The 16,071-nt window shown below is 70.1% G+C and carries 14 protein-coding genes and 2 tRNA genes; 7 read left to right on the top strand and 9 right to left on the bottom strand.

Annotation, left to right across the window (positions count from 1 at the left end; translation table 11 throughout):
- The first annotated feature begins 52 nt into the window (after positions 1–52).
- From OHB13_RS25245 to OHB13_RS25230, 4 genes are all read left to right on the top strand, one after another.
- A complete protein-coding gene (locus tag OHB13_RS25245; protein WP_266853279.1) occupies positions 53–469 on the top strand; it encodes a Fur family transcriptional regulator in 417 nt (138 codons plus the stop codon).
- A 140-nt stretch (positions 470–609) separates the two neighbouring features.
- Positions 610–1,428, top strand: a complete 819-nt coding sequence (locus tag OHB13_RS25240; protein WP_401601232.1) for an ABC transporter ATP-binding protein — start codon at positions 610–612, stop codon at positions 1,426–1,428.
- Positions 1,425–2,288, top strand: coding sequence for an ABC transporter permease (locus OHB13_RS25235; protein WP_266853281.1), 864 nt, complete (start codon positions 1,425–1,427; stop codon positions 2,286–2,288). The genes OHB13_RS25240 and OHB13_RS25235 overlap by 4 nt, the downstream gene beginning before the upstream one ends.
- A 64-nt stretch (positions 2,289–2,352) precedes the next feature.
- Positions 2,353–3,486 (top strand): ABC transporter substrate-binding protein, encoded by a 1,134-nt coding sequence (locus tag OHB13_RS25230; protein WP_328378604.1) that lies wholly within the window; start codon positions 2,353–2,355, stop codon positions 3,484–3,486.
- Between the two features lie 85 nt (positions 3,487–3,571).
- On the opposite strand, the gene OHB13_RS25225 is transcribed toward OHB13_RS25230, so the two are convergent.
- The 4 genes from OHB13_RS25225 to OHB13_RS25210 form a co-directional block, all read right to left on the bottom strand.
- Positions 3,572–3,645 (bottom strand) — tRNA-Met (locus tag OHB13_RS25225).
- A 151-nt stretch (positions 3,646–3,796) separates the two neighbouring features.
- The gene (locus OHB13_RS25220) at positions 3,797–5,593 is read right to left on the bottom strand and encodes a tetratricopeptide repeat protein (RefSeq protein ID WP_328378603.1); all 1,797 of its coding nucleotides are present in this window, start codon (positions 5,591–5,593) and stop codon (positions 3,797–3,799) included.
- A gap of 228 nt (positions 5,594–5,821) precedes the next feature.
- A tRNA-Met gene (locus OHB13_RS25215) sits at positions 5,822–5,895 on the bottom strand.
- A 105-nt stretch (positions 5,896–6,000) separates the two neighbouring features.
- On the bottom strand, positions 6,001–8,877 hold the full coding sequence (locus tag OHB13_RS25210) for a UPF0182 family membrane protein (RefSeq protein WP_328380384.1): 2,877 nt from the start codon (positions 8,875–8,877) through the stop codon (positions 6,001–6,003).
- Between the two features lie 136 nt (positions 8,878–9,013).
- On the opposite strand from OHB13_RS25210, the gene OHB13_RS25205 reads away from it, so the two are divergent.
- On the top strand, positions 9,014–9,574 hold the full coding sequence (locus OHB13_RS25205; protein ID WP_266853286.1) for a PPA1309 family protein: 561 nt from the start codon (positions 9,014–9,016) through the stop codon (positions 9,572–9,574).
- Between the two features lie 99 nt (positions 9,575–9,673).
- On the opposite strand, the gene OHB13_RS25200 is transcribed toward OHB13_RS25205, so the two are convergent.
- From OHB13_RS25200 to OHB13_RS25185, 4 genes are all read right to left on the bottom strand, one after another.
- Positions 9,674–10,768: a YlbL family protein gene (locus OHB13_RS25200; RefSeq protein ID WP_328378602.1), complete on the bottom strand. Its 1,095-nt coding sequence runs from the start codon at positions 10,766–10,768 to the stop codon at positions 9,674–9,676.
- A gap of 69 nt (positions 10,769–10,837) precedes the next feature.
- The gene (locus tag OHB13_RS25195) at positions 10,838–11,047 is read right to left on the bottom strand and encodes a hypothetical protein (RefSeq protein ID WP_266853290.1); all 210 of its coding nucleotides are present in this window, start codon (positions 11,045–11,047) and stop codon (positions 10,838–10,840) included.
- Between the two features lie 154 nt (positions 11,048–11,201).
- Positions 11,202–11,660, bottom strand: a complete 459-nt coding sequence (locus tag OHB13_RS25190) for a molybdenum cofactor biosynthesis protein MoaE (protein WP_266853292.1) — start codon at positions 11,658–11,660, stop codon at positions 11,202–11,204.
- A 138-nt stretch (positions 11,661–11,798) separates the two neighbouring features.
- Entirely contained in the window at positions 11,799–12,911 is a 1,113-nt protein-coding gene (locus OHB13_RS25185; protein ID WP_266853294.1) for an SDR family oxidoreductase, read from the bottom strand.
- A 241-nt stretch (positions 12,912–13,152) separates the two neighbouring features.
- Here OHB13_RS25185 and OHB13_RS25180 point away from each other — a divergent pair, with 241 nt between their 5' ends.
- Both OHB13_RS25180 and OHB13_RS25175 read left to right on the top strand, forming a co-directional pair.
- Complete coding sequence (locus OHB13_RS25180) at positions 13,153–14,646, top strand: zinc-dependent metalloprotease (RefSeq protein WP_266853296.1); 1,494 nt, start codon at positions 13,153–13,155, stop codon at positions 14,644–14,646.
- Positions 14,643–15,191: an NUDIX hydrolase gene (locus OHB13_RS25175; RefSeq protein WP_328378601.1), complete on the top strand. Its 549-nt coding sequence runs from the start codon at positions 14,643–14,645 to the stop codon at positions 15,189–15,191. Before OHB13_RS25180 ends, OHB13_RS25175 begins: the two co-directional genes overlap by 4 nt.
- A 113-nt stretch (positions 15,192–15,304) precedes the next feature.
- On the opposite strand, the gene OHB13_RS25170 is transcribed toward OHB13_RS25175, so the two are convergent.
- Entirely contained in the window at positions 15,305–16,060 is a 756-nt protein-coding gene (locus OHB13_RS25170; RefSeq protein WP_328378600.1) for an AIM24 family protein, read from the bottom strand.
- Positions 16,061–16,071 lie beyond the last annotated feature (11 nt).

Below are 16,071 nucleotides of genomic sequence, written 5' to 3'. Positions count from 1 at the left end.
CAAAGTCACACCAGTTCGGGACTCGACCCTCTCTCCTGTTAGGCTGGGCCTTATGAGTGACCTGTTGGAACGCCTGCGCGACCGCGGCTGGCGGATGACCGCCCAGCGCCGCGTCGTGGCCGAGGTCCTCGACGGGGACCACGTGCATCTGACCGCCGACGAGGTGCACGCCCGCGCCGCGTCGAGGCTGCCGGAGATCTCCCGGGCAACGGTCTACAACACCCTGGGCGAGATGGTCGTCCTCGGCGAGGTGATCGAGGTCTCCACGGACCGCCGCGCCAAGCGGTACGACCCGAACGCACACCGGCCGCACCAGCACCTGGTCTGCGCCCAGTGCGGCTCCATCCGTGATGTGCACCCCGCGGGCAACCCCCTGACGGACCTCCCGGACGCGGAGCGCTTCGGCTTCACGATCTCCGACGTAGAGGTGACATACCGGGGCATCTGCCCGGCCTGCGCCGCAGCCTGACCCACACCCGCACCTCCAGCGAAGCCCCGGGGCGAACATCCCCCGGGGCTTCGTCGTGCGTGCACGCCCCTTCCGGTATCTGACGACCCGTCATATCCTGCGGCGATCATCCGTCCGCACCCTCCGCAAGGAGATATCCCGTGGGAGACCCGCACCCGCCCCCACTCACCCCCGAACCAGCACCCGACCGGTCCGTGAAACTCCACGCCCGGTCCCTCACCCGCGCCTTCGGCCGCGGCCGCACTGCCCTGGACGCCCTCGGACCCATCGATCTGGACATCGCCCCCGGCGAGTTCACCTGCATCGTCGGACCGTCGGGCTGCGGCAAGTCCACCCTGCTGCGGATCGCGGCCGGACTGCTGCGCCCCAGCACCGGTGAGCTGGCCATCCGCACCACGTCCGCCCGCCCGGCCGCGATGATCTTCCAGGACTACGGCATCTACGACTGGAAGAACGTCCTGGCCAACGTCCGGTTCGGCCTCGACATCCAGCGCGTACCGCGCAAGGAGGCCGACCGCCGCGCCCGCGACTGGCTGGCCCGTATCGGCCTTGCCGACTTCGCCGACGCCTACCCCGCGGCCCTCTCCGGCGGTATGCGCCAGCGCGTCGCCATCGCCCGCGCCCTGGCCGTGGAGCCCGAGATCCTGCTGATGGACGAGCCGTTCGCGGCGCTCGACGCACAGCTGCGCACCATCCTCCAGGACGAGCTGCTCGAACTCACCCAGACCACCCGCACCACGGCCCTCTTCATCACCCACAGCCTCGAAGAGGCCATCGTCCTGGGCGACCGCGTCCTGGTGATGTCGGCGCGCCCCGGCCGGATCATCGCCGAGCGCAGGCCGCCGTTCCCCCGGCCCCGGTCCGGCGACATGCGGTCGACGCCCGAGTTCACCGAGCTGAAGTCCGAGCTGTGGGAGCTGCTGCGCGGCGAGGTACGCGGAGAGGCGGTCCCCGCATGAGCACAGCGGTCAAGGTCCCGAAGGACGGGCTGCTGGTCAGACGGCCGGGCCCGCAGGAACTCCACCCCGTGCGCACCCACCGCAGGCGCCGCACCCTGGAGCTGGCACTCGCCGTCGCCGTACCCGTGGTCCTGATCCTGCTCTGGCAGCTGGCGGCGGACCGGTCCTGGATCGACGACCGGGTCTACCCCGCACCGTCCACCATCCTCTCCGACGGCTGGGACCGCGCCGCCCAGGGCGTGCTCTGGCCCGATGTGTGGGCCACGCTCAAGCGGGTGCTCGGCGGCTATGCGATCGGCACCGTTTCGGGGTACGTACTCGGCCTGCTGATGGGCTCGCTCGCACTCGTACGGGCAGCGCTGGAACCGCTGCTCGACGCGCTGTACGTGGTCCCGAAGCTCGCTCTGCTGCCGGTCTTCCTCAACATGTTCGGACTGGGCGAGGGACCGCAGATCGCGCTGGTCGCCGCCACGGTCTTCTTCTTCGTCTGGATCTCCACGATGGCGGCGGTGCTCGCCGTCCCCGCCGGGCACCGCGACGCGGGGCAGGTCTTCGGCGCGTCACCGTGGCAGATGTTCCGGCATGTCCTGCTGCCGGCCTCACTGCCCGCGGTGCTCGTCGGGGCCCGGATCGCGGCGGGGGTGGCGGTGCTCGTCATCGTCGCGTCCGAGCAGATCGCGGCGTCCAACGGCCTGGGGCATCTGATCTTCGACTCCCGCGCGCTCTTCCAGAACGACGTGATGTTCGTCGGGATCGTCTGTGTGGCCGTCCTCGGGGTGCTCTTCTCCGAACTGGTGCGGATCGCCGGCCGGTTGCTCACTCCCTGGGCTCCGCGCGACCGCGGTCGCAGCCAGTCCTGAACACCGGCCCGTCCGCCCGACCGGGTTCATCCGCAGCCCCCATGTCCGTACGTACGGAGGCTCCATGCGTATCAGCACGCTCTGCACGACCCTGTTCGTCGCCGGTTCCCTGCTCGTCTCCGCCGGGTGCGCGAAACACGACAGCAGCGGGCCGGCGCCCGCTGCGAAGCCCCGCCCGGTGAGAGCCGTCGCGGGCTGCGCCAAGGGCTGGACCGACCCGTCCGACCTCGCCCCCGGCCGGGCACCGGCCCGCTGTACGAAGGGCGCGCCCGCCCCCCGGCCGCTGGCGAAGAAACGCAAGCTGGTCGTCGCGACCGGAACACTGGCCGCGGAGTATGTCGCACCACTCGAAGTGGCCGTGGAGAAGGGCGAGTTCAAGAAGGAGGGACTGGACGTCCAGCTGAAGGTGCTGCCGACGCCGGACGGGCTCCCGCTCCTCGCCAAAGGCGATATCGACGCGCAGTGGGCGGCGCCCGAGGCAGCCGTGATGAACGGCATCCGAGGCGGGTTCGACATCAAGTGGGTCGCCGGGAACTTCTCCCCCGACCCGGCGTCCAAGAGCGGCCTGTGGGCGCGGGTGAAGGACGGTGAGTCCCCTTCGTCGGTGACCATGAAGGGCAGCAGGATGGGCACGATGATCGGCAAGGGGTCGGTCGTCACCTACGCGATGGAGAAGGCCCTCCAGAAGCACGGCGGCAGTCTCAACTCGATCGGCTTCCAGCAGCTCGGCTCGGCGGACGTCCTGACGGCGCTGCAGAACGGCGGGGTCGACTCGGCCTGGCTGCTCGACCCGGTCTGGCGCAAGGTCGACGGGAACGCGAAGTACACCTTCCTGGGCGGCCAGCCGCTGGGCGAACCGCTCGGCGGTCTGCTCTTCGGCCCGAATCTGCTGACCAAGGACCCGGACGCGGGTGTCGCCTTCCTGCGGGCGTACATCCGGACCGTGAACACGTACTTCGCCGGCGACTACAAGGCCGACAAGGGCTTCACGGCCTCACTGGCCGAGCTGCTGAAGACCGACAAGTCGGTGCTGACCGCGACACCGTCGCTCCGGATGGACTGGGAGATCCGCAAGGGCACGACGGACCGGCTGCAGAAGGCGTACCGGGACGCCGGGGTCGAGCAGGGCGACCCGCTGCCCGAGAACAAGGTGGTGGACCGCTCGCTCTACGGGGAGGCGGTGGGCCACAAGCCCTGATACGCGCGACGCACGGCTGACAGCCGTACATGCCGAAACATGCCGAAGGCCCGGACTCTTCCGAGTCCGGGCCTTCGGTCTTCAGTAGCGGGGACAGGATTTGAACCTGCGACCTCTGGGTTATGAGCCCAGCGAGCTACCGAGCTGCTCCACCCCGCGCCGTTGTGTTTGTAACCCTACGTGGGGACCGACGACCAGCGCAAATCCGTTCCCGCGGGCAGGACGGGACGGGCGGGGCAGGACGGGGCGGGCGGGACGGGGCCGGCCGGTGACAGCGGCGACCGGCCCCTGCGCACGACCGGCCGCGCTGTCACGCGGTGAGCTCCTGGCGCAGCGCCTCGCTGAGCCGCGCCGCGCGCTCGGCGACCTCGGCGGGGCCGAGCTCCACGGCACGGTTGCACCACTTCTGCCCTTCGCCCAGCTCACCCCGGCGGATGGCGAGCAGCGCGAGGCGCAGGGCGGCCCGGCCGTGCCCGGCGTTGGCTGCTCTGGCCCACCAGAGACCGGCCTCGCGCTCGTTCCCCTCGCGGGCCAGCAGCAGCCCGAGGTTGAAGGCACCGTTGCGGCTGCCCGCCTCGGCCGCCTCGCGGTACCAGCCCGCAGCGGCCTCGACGTCGTTGCGGGAGGCGGCGAGCATCCCGACCCGGACCTGGGCACGGCGGTGCCCCTGCTCGGCGGCGCGCTCGTACCACTCCTCGCACTCGCTCTTCTCGGTGACGGGCTCGCCGAGCACGGGCGGGCCCGGCGGCGGCATCCTGGCGTCGAGCAGCGCGCCGAGCCGGAAGGCCGCCTCGGTGCTGCCGCCGCCCGCGGCGCAGCGCAGGTGGCGCTCCGCGGTGTGCTCCTCGCCGTCCCTGAGCAGCGCTATGCCGACCTGGAGCGCGGCCTCGGTGTGCCCGGCCGCAGCCGCCCGCTCGTACCAGACGAAGGCGCCGCGGTCGTCGTCCCGGCCGGCGTGCAGGATGCCCAGGTTGAAGGCGGCGTCCACGCTGCCCGCCTCGGCCGCCTTGGAGAACCACGGCTCCGCGCCGGCCGGGTCGCCGTTCTGCAGGAGCAGGACGGCGAGCGCGTTGGCCGCCTCCCGGTGCCCGGCATAGGCGGCGCGGCGGTACCACTGCTCGGCCTGCGCCGTCCGCTCCTGGGCGGCGCAGAGCAGGGCCAGGTTGTACGCGCCGTTGACGTCGCCCGCGTCCATGGCGGCCCGGTACCAGCGCTCGGCGGTCTGCTGCTCGCCGCGGGCGGCGTGCAGCGCGCCCAGTGCGTTGGCCGCGTTCCCGTCACCGTCCTGGGCGGCACGCAGCCACCAGACGGCGGCGCTCTCCTCGTCGCCCGCGTCGCGCAGCAGGAAGCCGAGCGCGCAGGCCGCGCGGGCCTCGCCGTCCTTGGCGGACGTCAGGTACCAGCGGCCGGCCTCCTTGAGCTCGCCGCGCTTCTCCAGGATCACGCCGAGGTGCAGCGCGGCCCGGCGGTGGCCGCGCGCGGCGGCCTGCCGGTACCACCGCTCGGCCTCGGCCGCCGGGGCCTTGCCCGCGGCAGCGCGGTCCAGTGCGCGCGCAAGCCGGTAGGCGGCCTCCCGGTGGCCCTGCTCGGCGGCGGCGCGCAGCCAGCGCTCCGCGCCGATGTCACCGCGGTGCTCCAGCAGGTCCGCGAGGGCGTACGCCCCCAGCGCGTGGCCCGACTCGGCGGACTGGCGCAGCCAGTATTCGGCGGCGGGCTCGTCGCCGCGTTCCCGGTGGTGTCTGCCCAGCGCGTGGGCCGCGGCGGCGGAGCCCGCGACTGCGGCGATGCGCCACCAGCCGGCCGCCTCCTCGGCGTAACCGCGCTGGTGCAGCAGCACGCCCAGGTTGTTGGCCGCGGCCCGGTCCCCCTCCCCGGTGGCGGCGCGCAGCCAGCGCTCCGCGCCGTCGAGGTCCCCGCGGCGCAGCAGCAGCGCACCCAGTACGCTCATCGACACGGTTTCACCGCTCTCGGCACCGCTCCGGTGCCGTGCCTCCGTCTCGGCGTCAGCCGTTTCCTCCGCGTCGACGGCGTCGTGGTCGTCCTCGGCGTGCCTCTGCACAAACCGCCCTGTCTCCAACAGAGTTGCCCTGTCCCCCATAAGCACCATCGTCCCACTACGTGCAACTCGCGCACACCTGGTATATCGCAGTCGACTAGGTCACTACAGCGTTTTGTCGACTTCCCGCAGCGCGGTAAGTGAAACATGAACCAGTCCCAACTTCCCGTAGGCAACGCCTTCTTCACAGGAGTCGCACGCACGGGCAACCGGGCAGCCGCTTCGGACACGCATGAAGAAGGCCCGGATCTCTTTCGAGATCCGGGCCTTCGACTTCAGTAGCGGGGACAGGATTTGAACCTGCGACCTCTGGGTTATGAGCCCAGCGAGCTACCGAGCTGCTCCACCCCGCGCCGTTGTGTTGCAACCGTACCACGGCACGGGCGGCCGCTTTACCGCCCCGCGATCGGGCCTGATCAGGGCTTTTCCCCCTGATCAGGCCCGGTCCCGGCTACCGGTCAGCCACTCTTGCCGCTCGGCTTGACCTTGGCCCCTGCGTCGGACGCCCGCTGGAGGGCGTCCTGCAGGTCCTTCTGAGCCTTGCCGTAGGCCGTCCAGTCCTGCGGCTTCTTCGCCAGCGCGGCCTGACCGTCCTCGTACGCCTGCTGGGCGTCGGCGATGGCCTTCTTCACCGTGCCGTTCGCCGGCGGTCTCGTGGTGTTCCCGGTCGACGGCGGGTTCGTCTCCTGCCCGGCCACCCCGAAGACCTTGTCCAGCGCCTGGGGCAGGGTGTCCTCGAACGCCGTGGTGTCTCCGTCCGGTGAGTCGGCGTCCGCGTACGAGACGGCCACCTTCTTCAGCAGCGGATAGTGCGCGTTGTTGCCCTGGGCGTACACCGGCTCGACGTAGAGGAACCCTCCGTCCAGTGGCACCGTGAGCAGGTTCCCGTACTCGATGTCCGAGTCGGCGCCCTTCATGTCCCGGACGAAGTTGCCCACGCTCGCCAGGCCGTTGAGCTTGTTCTGCACCTGTTCGGGGCCCGGCACTTCGGAGTTGACTCTGAGGAGTCTGATCGTGCCGTAGTCAGGGCTCGCGGCGTCCGCGTCCACCGCCATGAAGCCGCCCAGGTTCGGGCGCCCGCTGGGGGTGAACGTCGTGGTGAGCGAGAACTGCTGTTTGTCGCCCTTCTGGCCCGGCATTCTCAGCGACAGATAGTAGGGCGGCACAGCCCTGTTGTCCCTGGTGGTCGGGTCGTTGGGCACCTGCCAGGCATCACTGCCGCTGTAGAACTGCTTCGGGTCCTCGACGTGGTAGAGCGCCAGCATCTCGCGCTGGACCTTGAACATGTCCTGCGGATAACGCAGATGGGCCTTCAGGTCGGCCGGGATGTCCGCCTTCGGCTTGACCGTGTGCGGGAACGCCTTCATCCAGGTCTTGAGGACCGGGTCCTTGGTGTCCCACTGGTATAGCTTCACCTGGCCGGTGTAGGCGTCGACCGTGGCCTTCACCGAGTTGCGGATGTAGTTGACCCGGTTCTGCTGGGCGACCACCGCCCGCTGGTTGTCGGTCAGCGAGTCGGCCGTGCTGTCACCGAGCGTCGTACGGGATGCGTACGGATATCCATTGGTGGTGGTGTATGCGTCGACAACCCACTGGATTTTCCCGTCCACCACCGCCGGATAGGAGTCGCCGTCGATGGTCAGCCAGGGGGCGACCGCCTCGACGCGCTGCTTCGGCGTGCGGTTGTAGAGGATCTTCGAACCCTTGCCGATCGCTCCCGAGTAGAGCATCTGCGGCTCGTTGAAGGCCACCGCGTACGCGGCGCGGTTCAGCGGGTTGGAGATGTCCACCCCGCTCTTGCCCTGGTAACTGGTGTTCTTCTCACCGTTGCTCTCGTAGTCGAGTTCCTTCTGCGGGCCCCCGACGATCGAGTACTGGGTGGTCTTCTCGCCGTAGTAGATCCGCTGCCGGTAGTCGGGGAGAGATCCCGAGGTCGGCAGGCCGGACTCGGTGAAGACCGGGGCTCCGTTGCTGTCCGTGGCCGTGCCCTTGGCCGCGATGGCGCCGTAGCCGTGGGTGTACGTGAAGTGGTCGTTGATCCAGTTGTGCTTCGGGATGCCCGCGATGTTCAGCTCGCGCAGCCCGATCACCGTGTCCTGGCCGTTGTACCGGTCCACGTCCAGCGTCGCCGGGAAGCCGTAGTACTTCCGCTTCTGTTCCTGCTGCTGGAAGGTCGGCGAGACGACGTTCGGGTCGATCAGCCGGTAGCTGGCCGCCGAGTTCGCGTCGTTGCGCTGCTTGGTCGTGTCCTTCGTGTTGCTCTTGCCCGAGTACTGGTCGACCTTGGTGTCGTCGATGTTGTACGCCTGGCGCGTGGCCTTGATGTTCTTCTGGATGTACGGCGCTTCCTTGGCCTGCTCGTTCGGCTGGACCGTGAACTTCTGCACGATCGCCGGGTAGAGCCCGCCGATCAGGATCGCCGAGAGCACCATCAGACCGAAGCCGATCACCGGCAGCTGCCAGGTGCGGCGCCAGAGCGTCGCGAAGAACAGCAGGGCGCAGATGACCGCGATGCAGAACAGGATCGTCTTCGCCGGGAGATAGGCGTTGGCGTCCACATACCGCAGGCCCGTCCAGTTGCCCGTGGCCTTGAAGTCGCTGGACTTGACCGCGAGTCCGTACCGGTCGAGCCAGTACGCCACGGCCTTGAACGCCACGAAGATACCGAGCAGCACCGACAGATGGCCGGTGGCCGCCGATGTGGCGCGCGCGCCGGGGCTCGTGACGCGCAGCCCTCCGTACAGGTAGTGCACCAGCGCGGCGGCGATCAGCGAGAGCACCGCGGCGGCGAAGCCGAAGCCCAGCAGGAAGCGGTACCAGGGCAGATCGAAGGTGTAGAAGGACACGTCCAGCTTGAACTGGGGGTCCTTCTGCCCGAACGGCACACCGTTGACGAACATCAGCCAGGTGCGCCACTGCCCGGAGGCGGAGGCACCGGCGATCAGCCCGACGACCGCCGTCACCCCGAGCAGCAGCCACTTCTTGTACGGGGCGATGCCCATCCGGTAGCGGTCGAGGTTCTGCTGCTCCAGCGACATCGCGCTCAGCGGCGGCCGGAGCCGGTGCGCCAGCCAGATGTTGAGGCCGACGGCGGCCCCCATCAGTACGCCGAAGACGAGGAAGAGCCCGATCTTCGTCCACAGGGTGGTGGTGAAGACGGATGAGTAGTCGACGGATCTGTACCAGAGCCAGTCGGTCCAGAACCCGGCGAACATGATGAACGCCATGGCCAGGACGATCAGCACGCCCAGTGTCATCAGCAGGGTCCGGGCGCCGCGGGACGGCCGTCCCACTCTGATCCGTGGCCCGGTCGGGCCTCCGCCGCGGTCCGGCATCTGGAAAGCCAACGTGCGCACCTCGAAGTTTGCGGTCGTGTGGAGCAGGCCCCGCGATCGTAGAGCCCACTCATGCAACTTACTGAGGCTTTACCCAGTTCCCGTTCCCGGGGTGGAAGAGGGCAGGATATTGCCCATGCCCAACCTTTCTTCGCCCTCAGGCCCTCCGATGGCCGCCAGTCCGCTCACCGTGGCAGTGCTCGAAATCGACGAGTACGCGTCCGGTCTCGGCTGGGACCAGCCCGCCCGACTCTTCGCACTCGTGGACACCGCGAAGCTCCGCACCCAGGAACCGGGCCTGGCCGCCCAGCTCGGTCTCGATGACGGCGAGCCCGCCGCGTCGCTGACCCCCGTCGAACAGGACGAGATCCCGGACACCACCCCGCTCGACGAGTTCCTCGCCACCATCGCCTGGCCCGACGCGGTCGCCGGCTGCGCCATGACAGTGGAGCGGCTGATGCTGCCGCCGTCGGCCGAGGCGTCCGTACCGGACGGGATGGACGAGGCGCAGCTGACGGCCTGGGTGGCCCAGCACCCGGACCGGCAGGAGGTCCGGATGACCGTGGCGGTACTGCGGGACGGCACCCGTGAGTCGGCGCTGCGGCTGCGCGCGAAGGACTCGCCGAACGAGGTGCTCACCGGCTCGGAGCTGGTCCCCGGCCTCGCCGAGGCGCTCTCGGTGACGTTCGAGGCGTAAGCGGCGGGACGGGGCGGCCGGGCTGCTCCGCCACGTGTCCATGCGGCTGTGTGCGTACCGCCTCTTCACGCGCGTACGTACACGAAGACGCCCGCGTGGCTACTTGGCAGAGCAGCTGGGCAGTCCGGCGGTGTCCCCGGAGCGGATCTTGTCCATCGCCTGCTTCGCGTCCTTCATCGCCTTCACCTTCACCAGGGTGAGGCCCGACGGGGTGTCGGCGGCGGCCGCAGCGCAGTTGTCGCTGGGGGTCAGGAAGTACCGGGCGCCCGCCTGACGCGCGGCGACGAGCTTCATCTCGATGCCGCCGATCGGCCCGACCACGCCCTTGTCGTCGATGGTGCCCGTACCGGCGACGAACTTGCCGCCGGTCAGGTCGCCCGGCGTCAGCTTGTCGACGAGGCCGAGGGAGAACATCAGCCCGGCGCTGGGGCCGCCCACATCGGCGAGCTTGATGTCGATGTGGAACGGGAAGGTGTGGTCGGTGCCCGCCTGGATGCCGACGATGGCCCGGCCCGGGTCCGGTGCGGGGGCCTTCTCGGTGACGATGGACACGTTCTTCGTGCCCTTCGGCTCGGCGCCCGCCTTCTCCGCGGCGGCCGCGGTACCGGCCGGCACGACGGTGAAGACGACCGACTGGCCCGGCTTGTGCTGGGTGACCAGCTTCGCCACGTCAGCGGGCTCGGTGACGGCCTTGCCGTCCACGTCCTTGATCACATCGCCCGCGTGCAGCTTGCCCTGCGCGGGGCTGCCCTTGACCACCGTGGAGACCACGGTCCGCGACTTCACGGGGATACCCAGCTCGTCCAGGGCGGCGACCTTGGCGCTCTCCTGGGACTGGCTGAACTCCTCGGCGTTCTGCTGCGTCGACTGCTGCTCGGTCGTGCCCTCCGGGTACAGGGTGTCGTGCGGAACGACCACGCTGTCGTGCGCGAGCCAGCCGTAGACGGCCTCGACCAGGTTCATGCGGTAGTCGGAGCGGGTGACCCTGACGGTCACCATGTTGAGGTGACCGCTCGTCGGGTACGTCTTGCGGCCGGCGATCTGCAGAACCGGCTGGCCGCCCGCCTTGCCGAGCGTGTTCACGGTCGGCCCCGGGCTCATCTCGGCGTACGGGACGGTGAGGAACACTCCGCCGCACAGCAGGGCGATCAGCACGAGAGTGGACGTGAGCAGCGTCAGGGTGCGGCGTGGCATGGAACGACAGTACGGGACCAGTCTGTGGCGCACCGCTCGGGGCCGGGGCCCGGATCAGGTCGGCCCGGATCAGGCCGCGCCGCCCGGTGCCGCGGCACCAGCAGCGTCAGAGGGCGTCTCCGAGTCGGCGCTCTCCTTCTCCATCGCCTCCCGGAACCGGGCGTAGCCGGCGAGTTCGGCTCCGTCACCGGCCGTGCGCTGCCGCGTGGCCCACTTGCCCCACAGGGCAGCTCCCACCGCGGCGAAGAGCGGAATCAGCAACCAGGCGAGCGCACCCATAACCGACCTCCGGACCCCCGTGAACAGTCGCGAACCGACTGATCAGCAGATTAGTCATCTGCTGCTCCAACGCTCACGGCAGGGGTGCGGTTACGCAAATCGATCACATGGCGGAAAGCGTCACCCGATAGAGGCGGCCCGGCCCGGAACGGGGTCAGATACCGACCCACTCCTCCGTGCCGTTCGAGAACGTCTGGTGCTTCCAGATCGGCACTTCGTGCTTCAGGTCGTCGATCAGCATCCGGCACGCCTCGAACGCCTCGTTGCGGTGCGCGCAGGACACCGCGGCCACCACGGCGAGGTCGCCCACCGCGAGATCGCCCACCCGGTGGATCGCGGCCAGCGCCCGCACCGGGAACTTCTCGGTGACCCGCTCGGCGACCCGGCGCATCTCGTCCTCGGCGGAGGGGTGGCAGGAGTAGCCGAGGGCGTCGACGTCGGTGCCGCCGTCGTGGTTGCGCACCGTACCGACGAAGAGCGCCGTGCCGCCGGCCGCCTCGTCACCCACGGCCTTGAACACCTCGTCGATGCTGAGCGGGGTGTCACGGATCGCCAGCAGCCGGATGGGGTCCTGAGCCGCGTGTTCGCCGGGGTGGTCGTCGGTGAGTGCCATGACGTCAATGGTGCCGTACGGGGCCGACAGCACGTAAGGGCGCTTTCGACCGGTAGCGGCGCCTGCCCCTTGGAGCGTCCTACAGGGCCGTGCTGCAGGACGGCCGGCCGCCCGGCCGTGCGGTCGGCCGGGGCACCGTCAGATACGGCCCCGACGCGCCCGGCGGGCCCGGCGCACCAGTGCCGCCGTACCGAGCAGGGCGACCGTCGCGCCCGCCGCGCCCGCGGCAGTGGCGTCCTTGCGGCCGAGCCTGCGGCCCGCGACGGTGTGCCGCCCGGCGACCTCCTCCAGGAGCTCCGCGAGGACGTCCTCGTTGGTCCACCGGGGCCGCCAGCCCGCGTCGTGCAGCCTGCCGACGCTGACCACCCAGGGGTGCATCGTGTACGCCAGGTCACCGGCGGGCGACGGAGTGAGGCCGATCCGGTGCAGCCGGGCGGCGGCGCCGAGGGCGACGGCGGACGGCAGTTCCATCCGGCGGATGCCGCTGAGCTCCTCGACCTCGTCCTGTTCCAGCCAGCCGTCGCAGCCGACCGCGAACTCCCCGTCGACCTTTTCGAGCGCGGCGTACTCCAGCGCGCTGACCAGGTCGTCCACATGGCAGAACTGCCAGGTGGGGCGGGTGCCCGCGACCACGAGCAGCCGGGGGGACTCGAAGTAGCGGGTCAGCGCGGTGTCCGTACCGCCCACCAGGACCGTGGGCCTGACCACGGTGACGTTCAGACCGGGGTGCGCACGCGGCGCGCGGCGGCCGAGCCGCTCGATCTCCAGCAGGTCACTGACACCGGTGGCCTCGGCGGTCGCCCGCAGTTCGGCGTCCTCGGAGAGCGGGATGTCGTTGTCCGGCAGGGCGCCGTAGACCATCGCCGACGTGCAGAGCACGACGCGGTGGACACCGGCGGCAGCGGCGGCCGTCAGGACCGTCTGGGTGCCGCGGACGTTGTAGGCGGAACGGGCGGCCGCGTCGGTCTCCAGATCGAGGTCGAGCGCGAGGTGCACCACGACGTCTGCGCCGCGCAGCTTCTCGGCGATCGCCGGGTCGCGCACGTCAAGGATGTGCCACTGGGCCTCGGCCACGTCGCCGCGCCGCTCGTCCATGGCCACGACCCGCTTGACCTCGTCGGACTCGGCCAGCCGCCGGGTCAGCAGGGCACCGGTACCGGAGGCGGCTCCGGTGACCGCGACGACGGGTCCTCGGGAGGGCTTGGTTGAGAGGTTTCGCGCTGCGCGAACCTGCGGATCTGGGGAACTCACCGGGCGTCTCCAGCGGTTGTCTTCAGTACGTACGCGAACTGACACGTACGGACCAGGTGGCGTCCATCCTGCCGCAGCCCATGCGTCAGCCAAGCACTGAGCCCTCATCGGGTACCGGTGTCTGTGGAGAGCCGCCCGGTCGGACCCGGCCTGACCGGGCGGTCACCCCCTACCCTGGGTGGTGTTGTCGGGCAATCGCTGTCGGCCAGTCGGCCGACGGCCCTACGAGCCGAGGAAACCCGTGAGTGACACTCCATTCGGATTCGGCCTTCCGCCGGAGGAGCCGGAGGACGGCGACGAGGGCAAGAGCAAGGGCAGCCAGGGCGGCGGAAGCTCCCCGCAGAATCCACTCGGGTTCGGTCCCGGCAGCGGTGGTGACAATCCGTTCGCGGCGATGTTCGGTTCGATGAACCCGAACGACCTCGGCGCAGCCTTCCAGCAGCTCGGCCAGATGCTGAGCTACGAGGGCGGCCCGGTCAACTGGGACATGGCCAAGGACATCGCACGGCAGACGGTCGCCCAGGGCACGTCCGACGGCACCAAGGACACCAGTGTGGGCCCGGCCGAGCGGTCGGCGGTCGAGGAGGCCGTACGTCTGGCCGACCTGTGGCTGGACGGCGCGACCTCGCTGCCCTCCGGGGCCACTACGGCCGTCGCCTGGAGCCGTGCCGAGTGGGTCGAGGCGACGCTGCCGGTGTGGAAGGACCTCGTCGACCCGGTCGCGGAGCGTGTCGGAGCGGCCATGGGCGGTGTACTGCCCGAGGAGATGCAGGCCATGGCGGGCCCGCTGCTCGGCATGATGCGGTCCATGGGCGGAGCCATGTTCGGCCAGCAGATCGGGCAGGCGGTCGGTGTCCTCGCCGGCGAGGTGGTCGGCTCCACCGACATCGGTCTGCCGCTCGGCCCGGCCGGCAAGGCCGCGCTGCTCCCGCTGAACATCGAGGCCTTCGGCAAGGACCTGGGCATCGACAAGAACGAGGTACGGCTCTACCTGGCGCTGCGCGAGGCCGCCCATCAGCGGCTCTTCGCACACGTGCCGTGGCTGCGCTCGCATCTGTTCGGCGCGGTGGAGGGGTACGCCCGCGGCATCAAGGTCGACACCTCGAAGCTGGAGGACGTCGTCGGCCAGCTCGACCCCTCGCACCCCGAGCAGCTGCAGGAAGCCCTTCAGCAGGGCATGTTCCAGCCGGAGGACACCCCGGAGCAGAAGGCCGCGCTGGCCCGTCTGGAGACGGCGCTCGCGCTGGTCGAGGGCTGGGTGGACGCCGTGGTCCACGAGGCCGCGAAGACCCGTCTGACCTCGGCGGACGCACTGCGCGAGACGCTGCGCCGGCGCCGGGCATCCGGTGGTCCGGCCGAGCAGACGTTCGCCACGCTGATCGGCCTTGAGCTCCGTCCGCGCCGGCTGCGGGACGCCTCGCGGCTGTGGGCCTCGCTCACGGACGCACGGGGTGTCGACGGCCGGGACGGCCTGTGGGAGCACCCGGACATGCTGCCGACCGCTTCCGACCTGGACGACCCGGACGGCTTCGTCCACCACGAGCACCTGGACTTCTCCGAGCTGGACAAGATGCTCGGTGAGGCCGCCGGCGGCAGCGGCAGGGCGAGCACCGGCAAGACCGATCTGACCAAGGACACCGGCGACACGAGCGCTGCCGGACCGGAGGACAGCACCGGCGGGCAGCCCGGCGCGAAGGACGACAACGACGAGAAGAAGGACGACTCCGGCCAGTGACTCACCAGGGCACCCTCCGGGACGACGCGGTCCGCGTACTGAAGGGTCACCAGGGCCAGGACGAGCTGCGCCAGAGCTATCTGGACCATCTGTCGGCCCACCCGGACGGGATGTGGAAGGCCTGCGGGTCCGGGCATCTCACCGCGAGCGCTCTGGTCCTGGCCCCGGAGCGCGGGCAGGTGCTGCTCACCCTGCACCGGAAGCTGCGGATGTGGCTCCAGATGGGCGGGCACTGCGAGCCGGGTGACGCGACGGTGGCGGGAGCCGCCCTGCGCGAGGCGACCGAGGAGTCAGGCATCGAGGGGCTGACGCTGCTGCCCGGCGGCCCGCTGAGGCTGGACCGGCACTCGATTCCGGCGCCCTGCACCCAGCACTTCGATGTGCAGTACGCGGCCCTGGTCCCGCCGGGAGCGGTGGAACTGATCAGCGACGAGTCGCTGGACCTCCGGTGGTTCGCCTACGACGAGGTGGCGGACGTCGCCGACCTGTCGGTCCGGCAGCTGGTGGACGCCGCCCGCACGGCGCTCGGAAAAGCGACCGTCTGAGCAGCGACGGCAACTGCTGACGGACGGGGGCGGTCTCCGAAGAGACCGCCCCCGTCCGGTTCCGCGCACCGTTCGCGGTGGTCAGTTTGCGCGGTGATCAGTTTGCGCGGTGATCAGTTCCAGACGTTGCCCTGGTTCTGGCCGTGCGCGCCCTGCTGTCCCATGCCGAACTGCGCCAGCACCCCGTCCCCGATGTTCGCGTGCTGAGGCGGCATCACCTCGCTGGGCTGGACCAGTGCGAAACCCTGGCCCAGGAAGCTGAGCTCCCAGCCCTCACCGGTGCTGCCGCGCCGACGCCGCACGCCCGACGAGTGCGTCTGCGCCTGCATCTGCACCCGCAGACCGGACGACCAGGCGACCACCGCGTCCGCATCGGCGTTGATGTACTTGTCCGGCGTGACCTGCATCATCAGCGGCTGGCCCGAGGTCATCAGCGCGACCCTGCCCCGGCCGGTGATGTGGAGCTGGTACTTGCCCGATCCCGAGATGCCGTACTGGCTGTCGACCGCGACGACCGTGTGGTTCAGGCTGGAGTCCATCGCGAGCACATAGGCGCTGTCCACGGTCAGCCCGTCCTGGTCGACGTCGACCAGATGCACGTGCTGCGCCAGGTTGGCGAAGTAGACCGTGCCCTGCCCGTGGCAGCGCATCAGGTCGAGCCCCTCGCCCGTGTACGCCCGCGCGCGCTGCTGCTGGTTCGACTGGTACTCACCGTCGAATTCGATCAGCCCCTGGTACGCGACCATGGCGCCCTTGCGGGCGAGTACATCGTCGTGTCCGGTCAGCGCGACCCGCAGCAACTGCGGGTTCTGCACCGTGTACCGATCCTGGGTCTGCTGTTCCGTGTAGCTGAAAAGCGGGCTCTGCATGGTGTTCTGGC

This window comes from Streptomyces sp. NBC_00440, assembly GCF_036014215.1.
Lineage (GTDB): Bacteria > Actinomycetota > Actinomycetes > Streptomycetales > Streptomycetaceae > Streptomyces.
The sequence above is the reverse complement of the archived record's forward strand: the minus strand, read 5'-3'. Positions and strand labels throughout refer to the sequence as shown.

Excerpts from the sequence above, each read along its gene's own strand:
- OHB13_RS25245 (WP_266853279.1), top strand. The coding sequence starts at position 53 with ATGAGTGACCTGTTGGAACGCCTGCGCGACCGCGGCTGGCGGATGACC.
- OHB13_RS25235 (WP_266853281.1), top strand. The coding sequence starts at position 1,425 with ATGAGCACAGCGGTCAAGGTCCCGAAGGACGGGCTGCTGGTCAGACGG.
- OHB13_RS25230 (WP_328378604.1), top strand. The coding sequence starts at position 2,353 with ATGCGTATCAGCACGCTCTGCACGACCCTGTTCGTCGCCGGTTCCCTG.
- OHB13_RS25220 (WP_328378603.1), bottom strand. The coding sequence starts at position 5,593 with ATGGTGCTTATGGGGGACAGGGCAACTCTGTTGGAGACAGGGCGGTTT.
- OHB13_RS25210 (WP_328380384.1), bottom strand. The coding sequence starts at position 8,877 with ATGCCGGACCGCGGCGGAGGCCCGACCGGGCCACGGATCAGAGTGGGA.
- OHB13_RS25205 (WP_266853286.1), top strand. The coding sequence starts at position 9,014 with ATGCCCAACCTTTCTTCGCCCTCAGGCCCTCCGATGGCCGCCAGTCCG.
- OHB13_RS25200 (WP_328378602.1), bottom strand. The coding sequence starts at position 10,768 with ATGCCACGCCGCACCCTGACGCTGCTCACGTCCACTCTCGTGCTGATC.
- OHB13_RS25195 (WP_266853290.1), bottom strand. The coding sequence starts at position 11,047 with ATGGGTGCGCTCGCCTGGTTGCTGATTCCGCTCTTCGCCGCGGTGGGA.
- OHB13_RS25190 (WP_266853292.1), bottom strand. The coding sequence starts at position 11,660 with ATGGCACTCACCGACGACCACCCCGGCGAACACGCGGCTCAGGACCCC.
- OHB13_RS25170 (WP_328378600.1), bottom strand. The coding sequence starts at position 16,060 with ATGCAGAGCCCGCTTTTCAGCTACACGGAACAGCAGACCCAGGATCGG.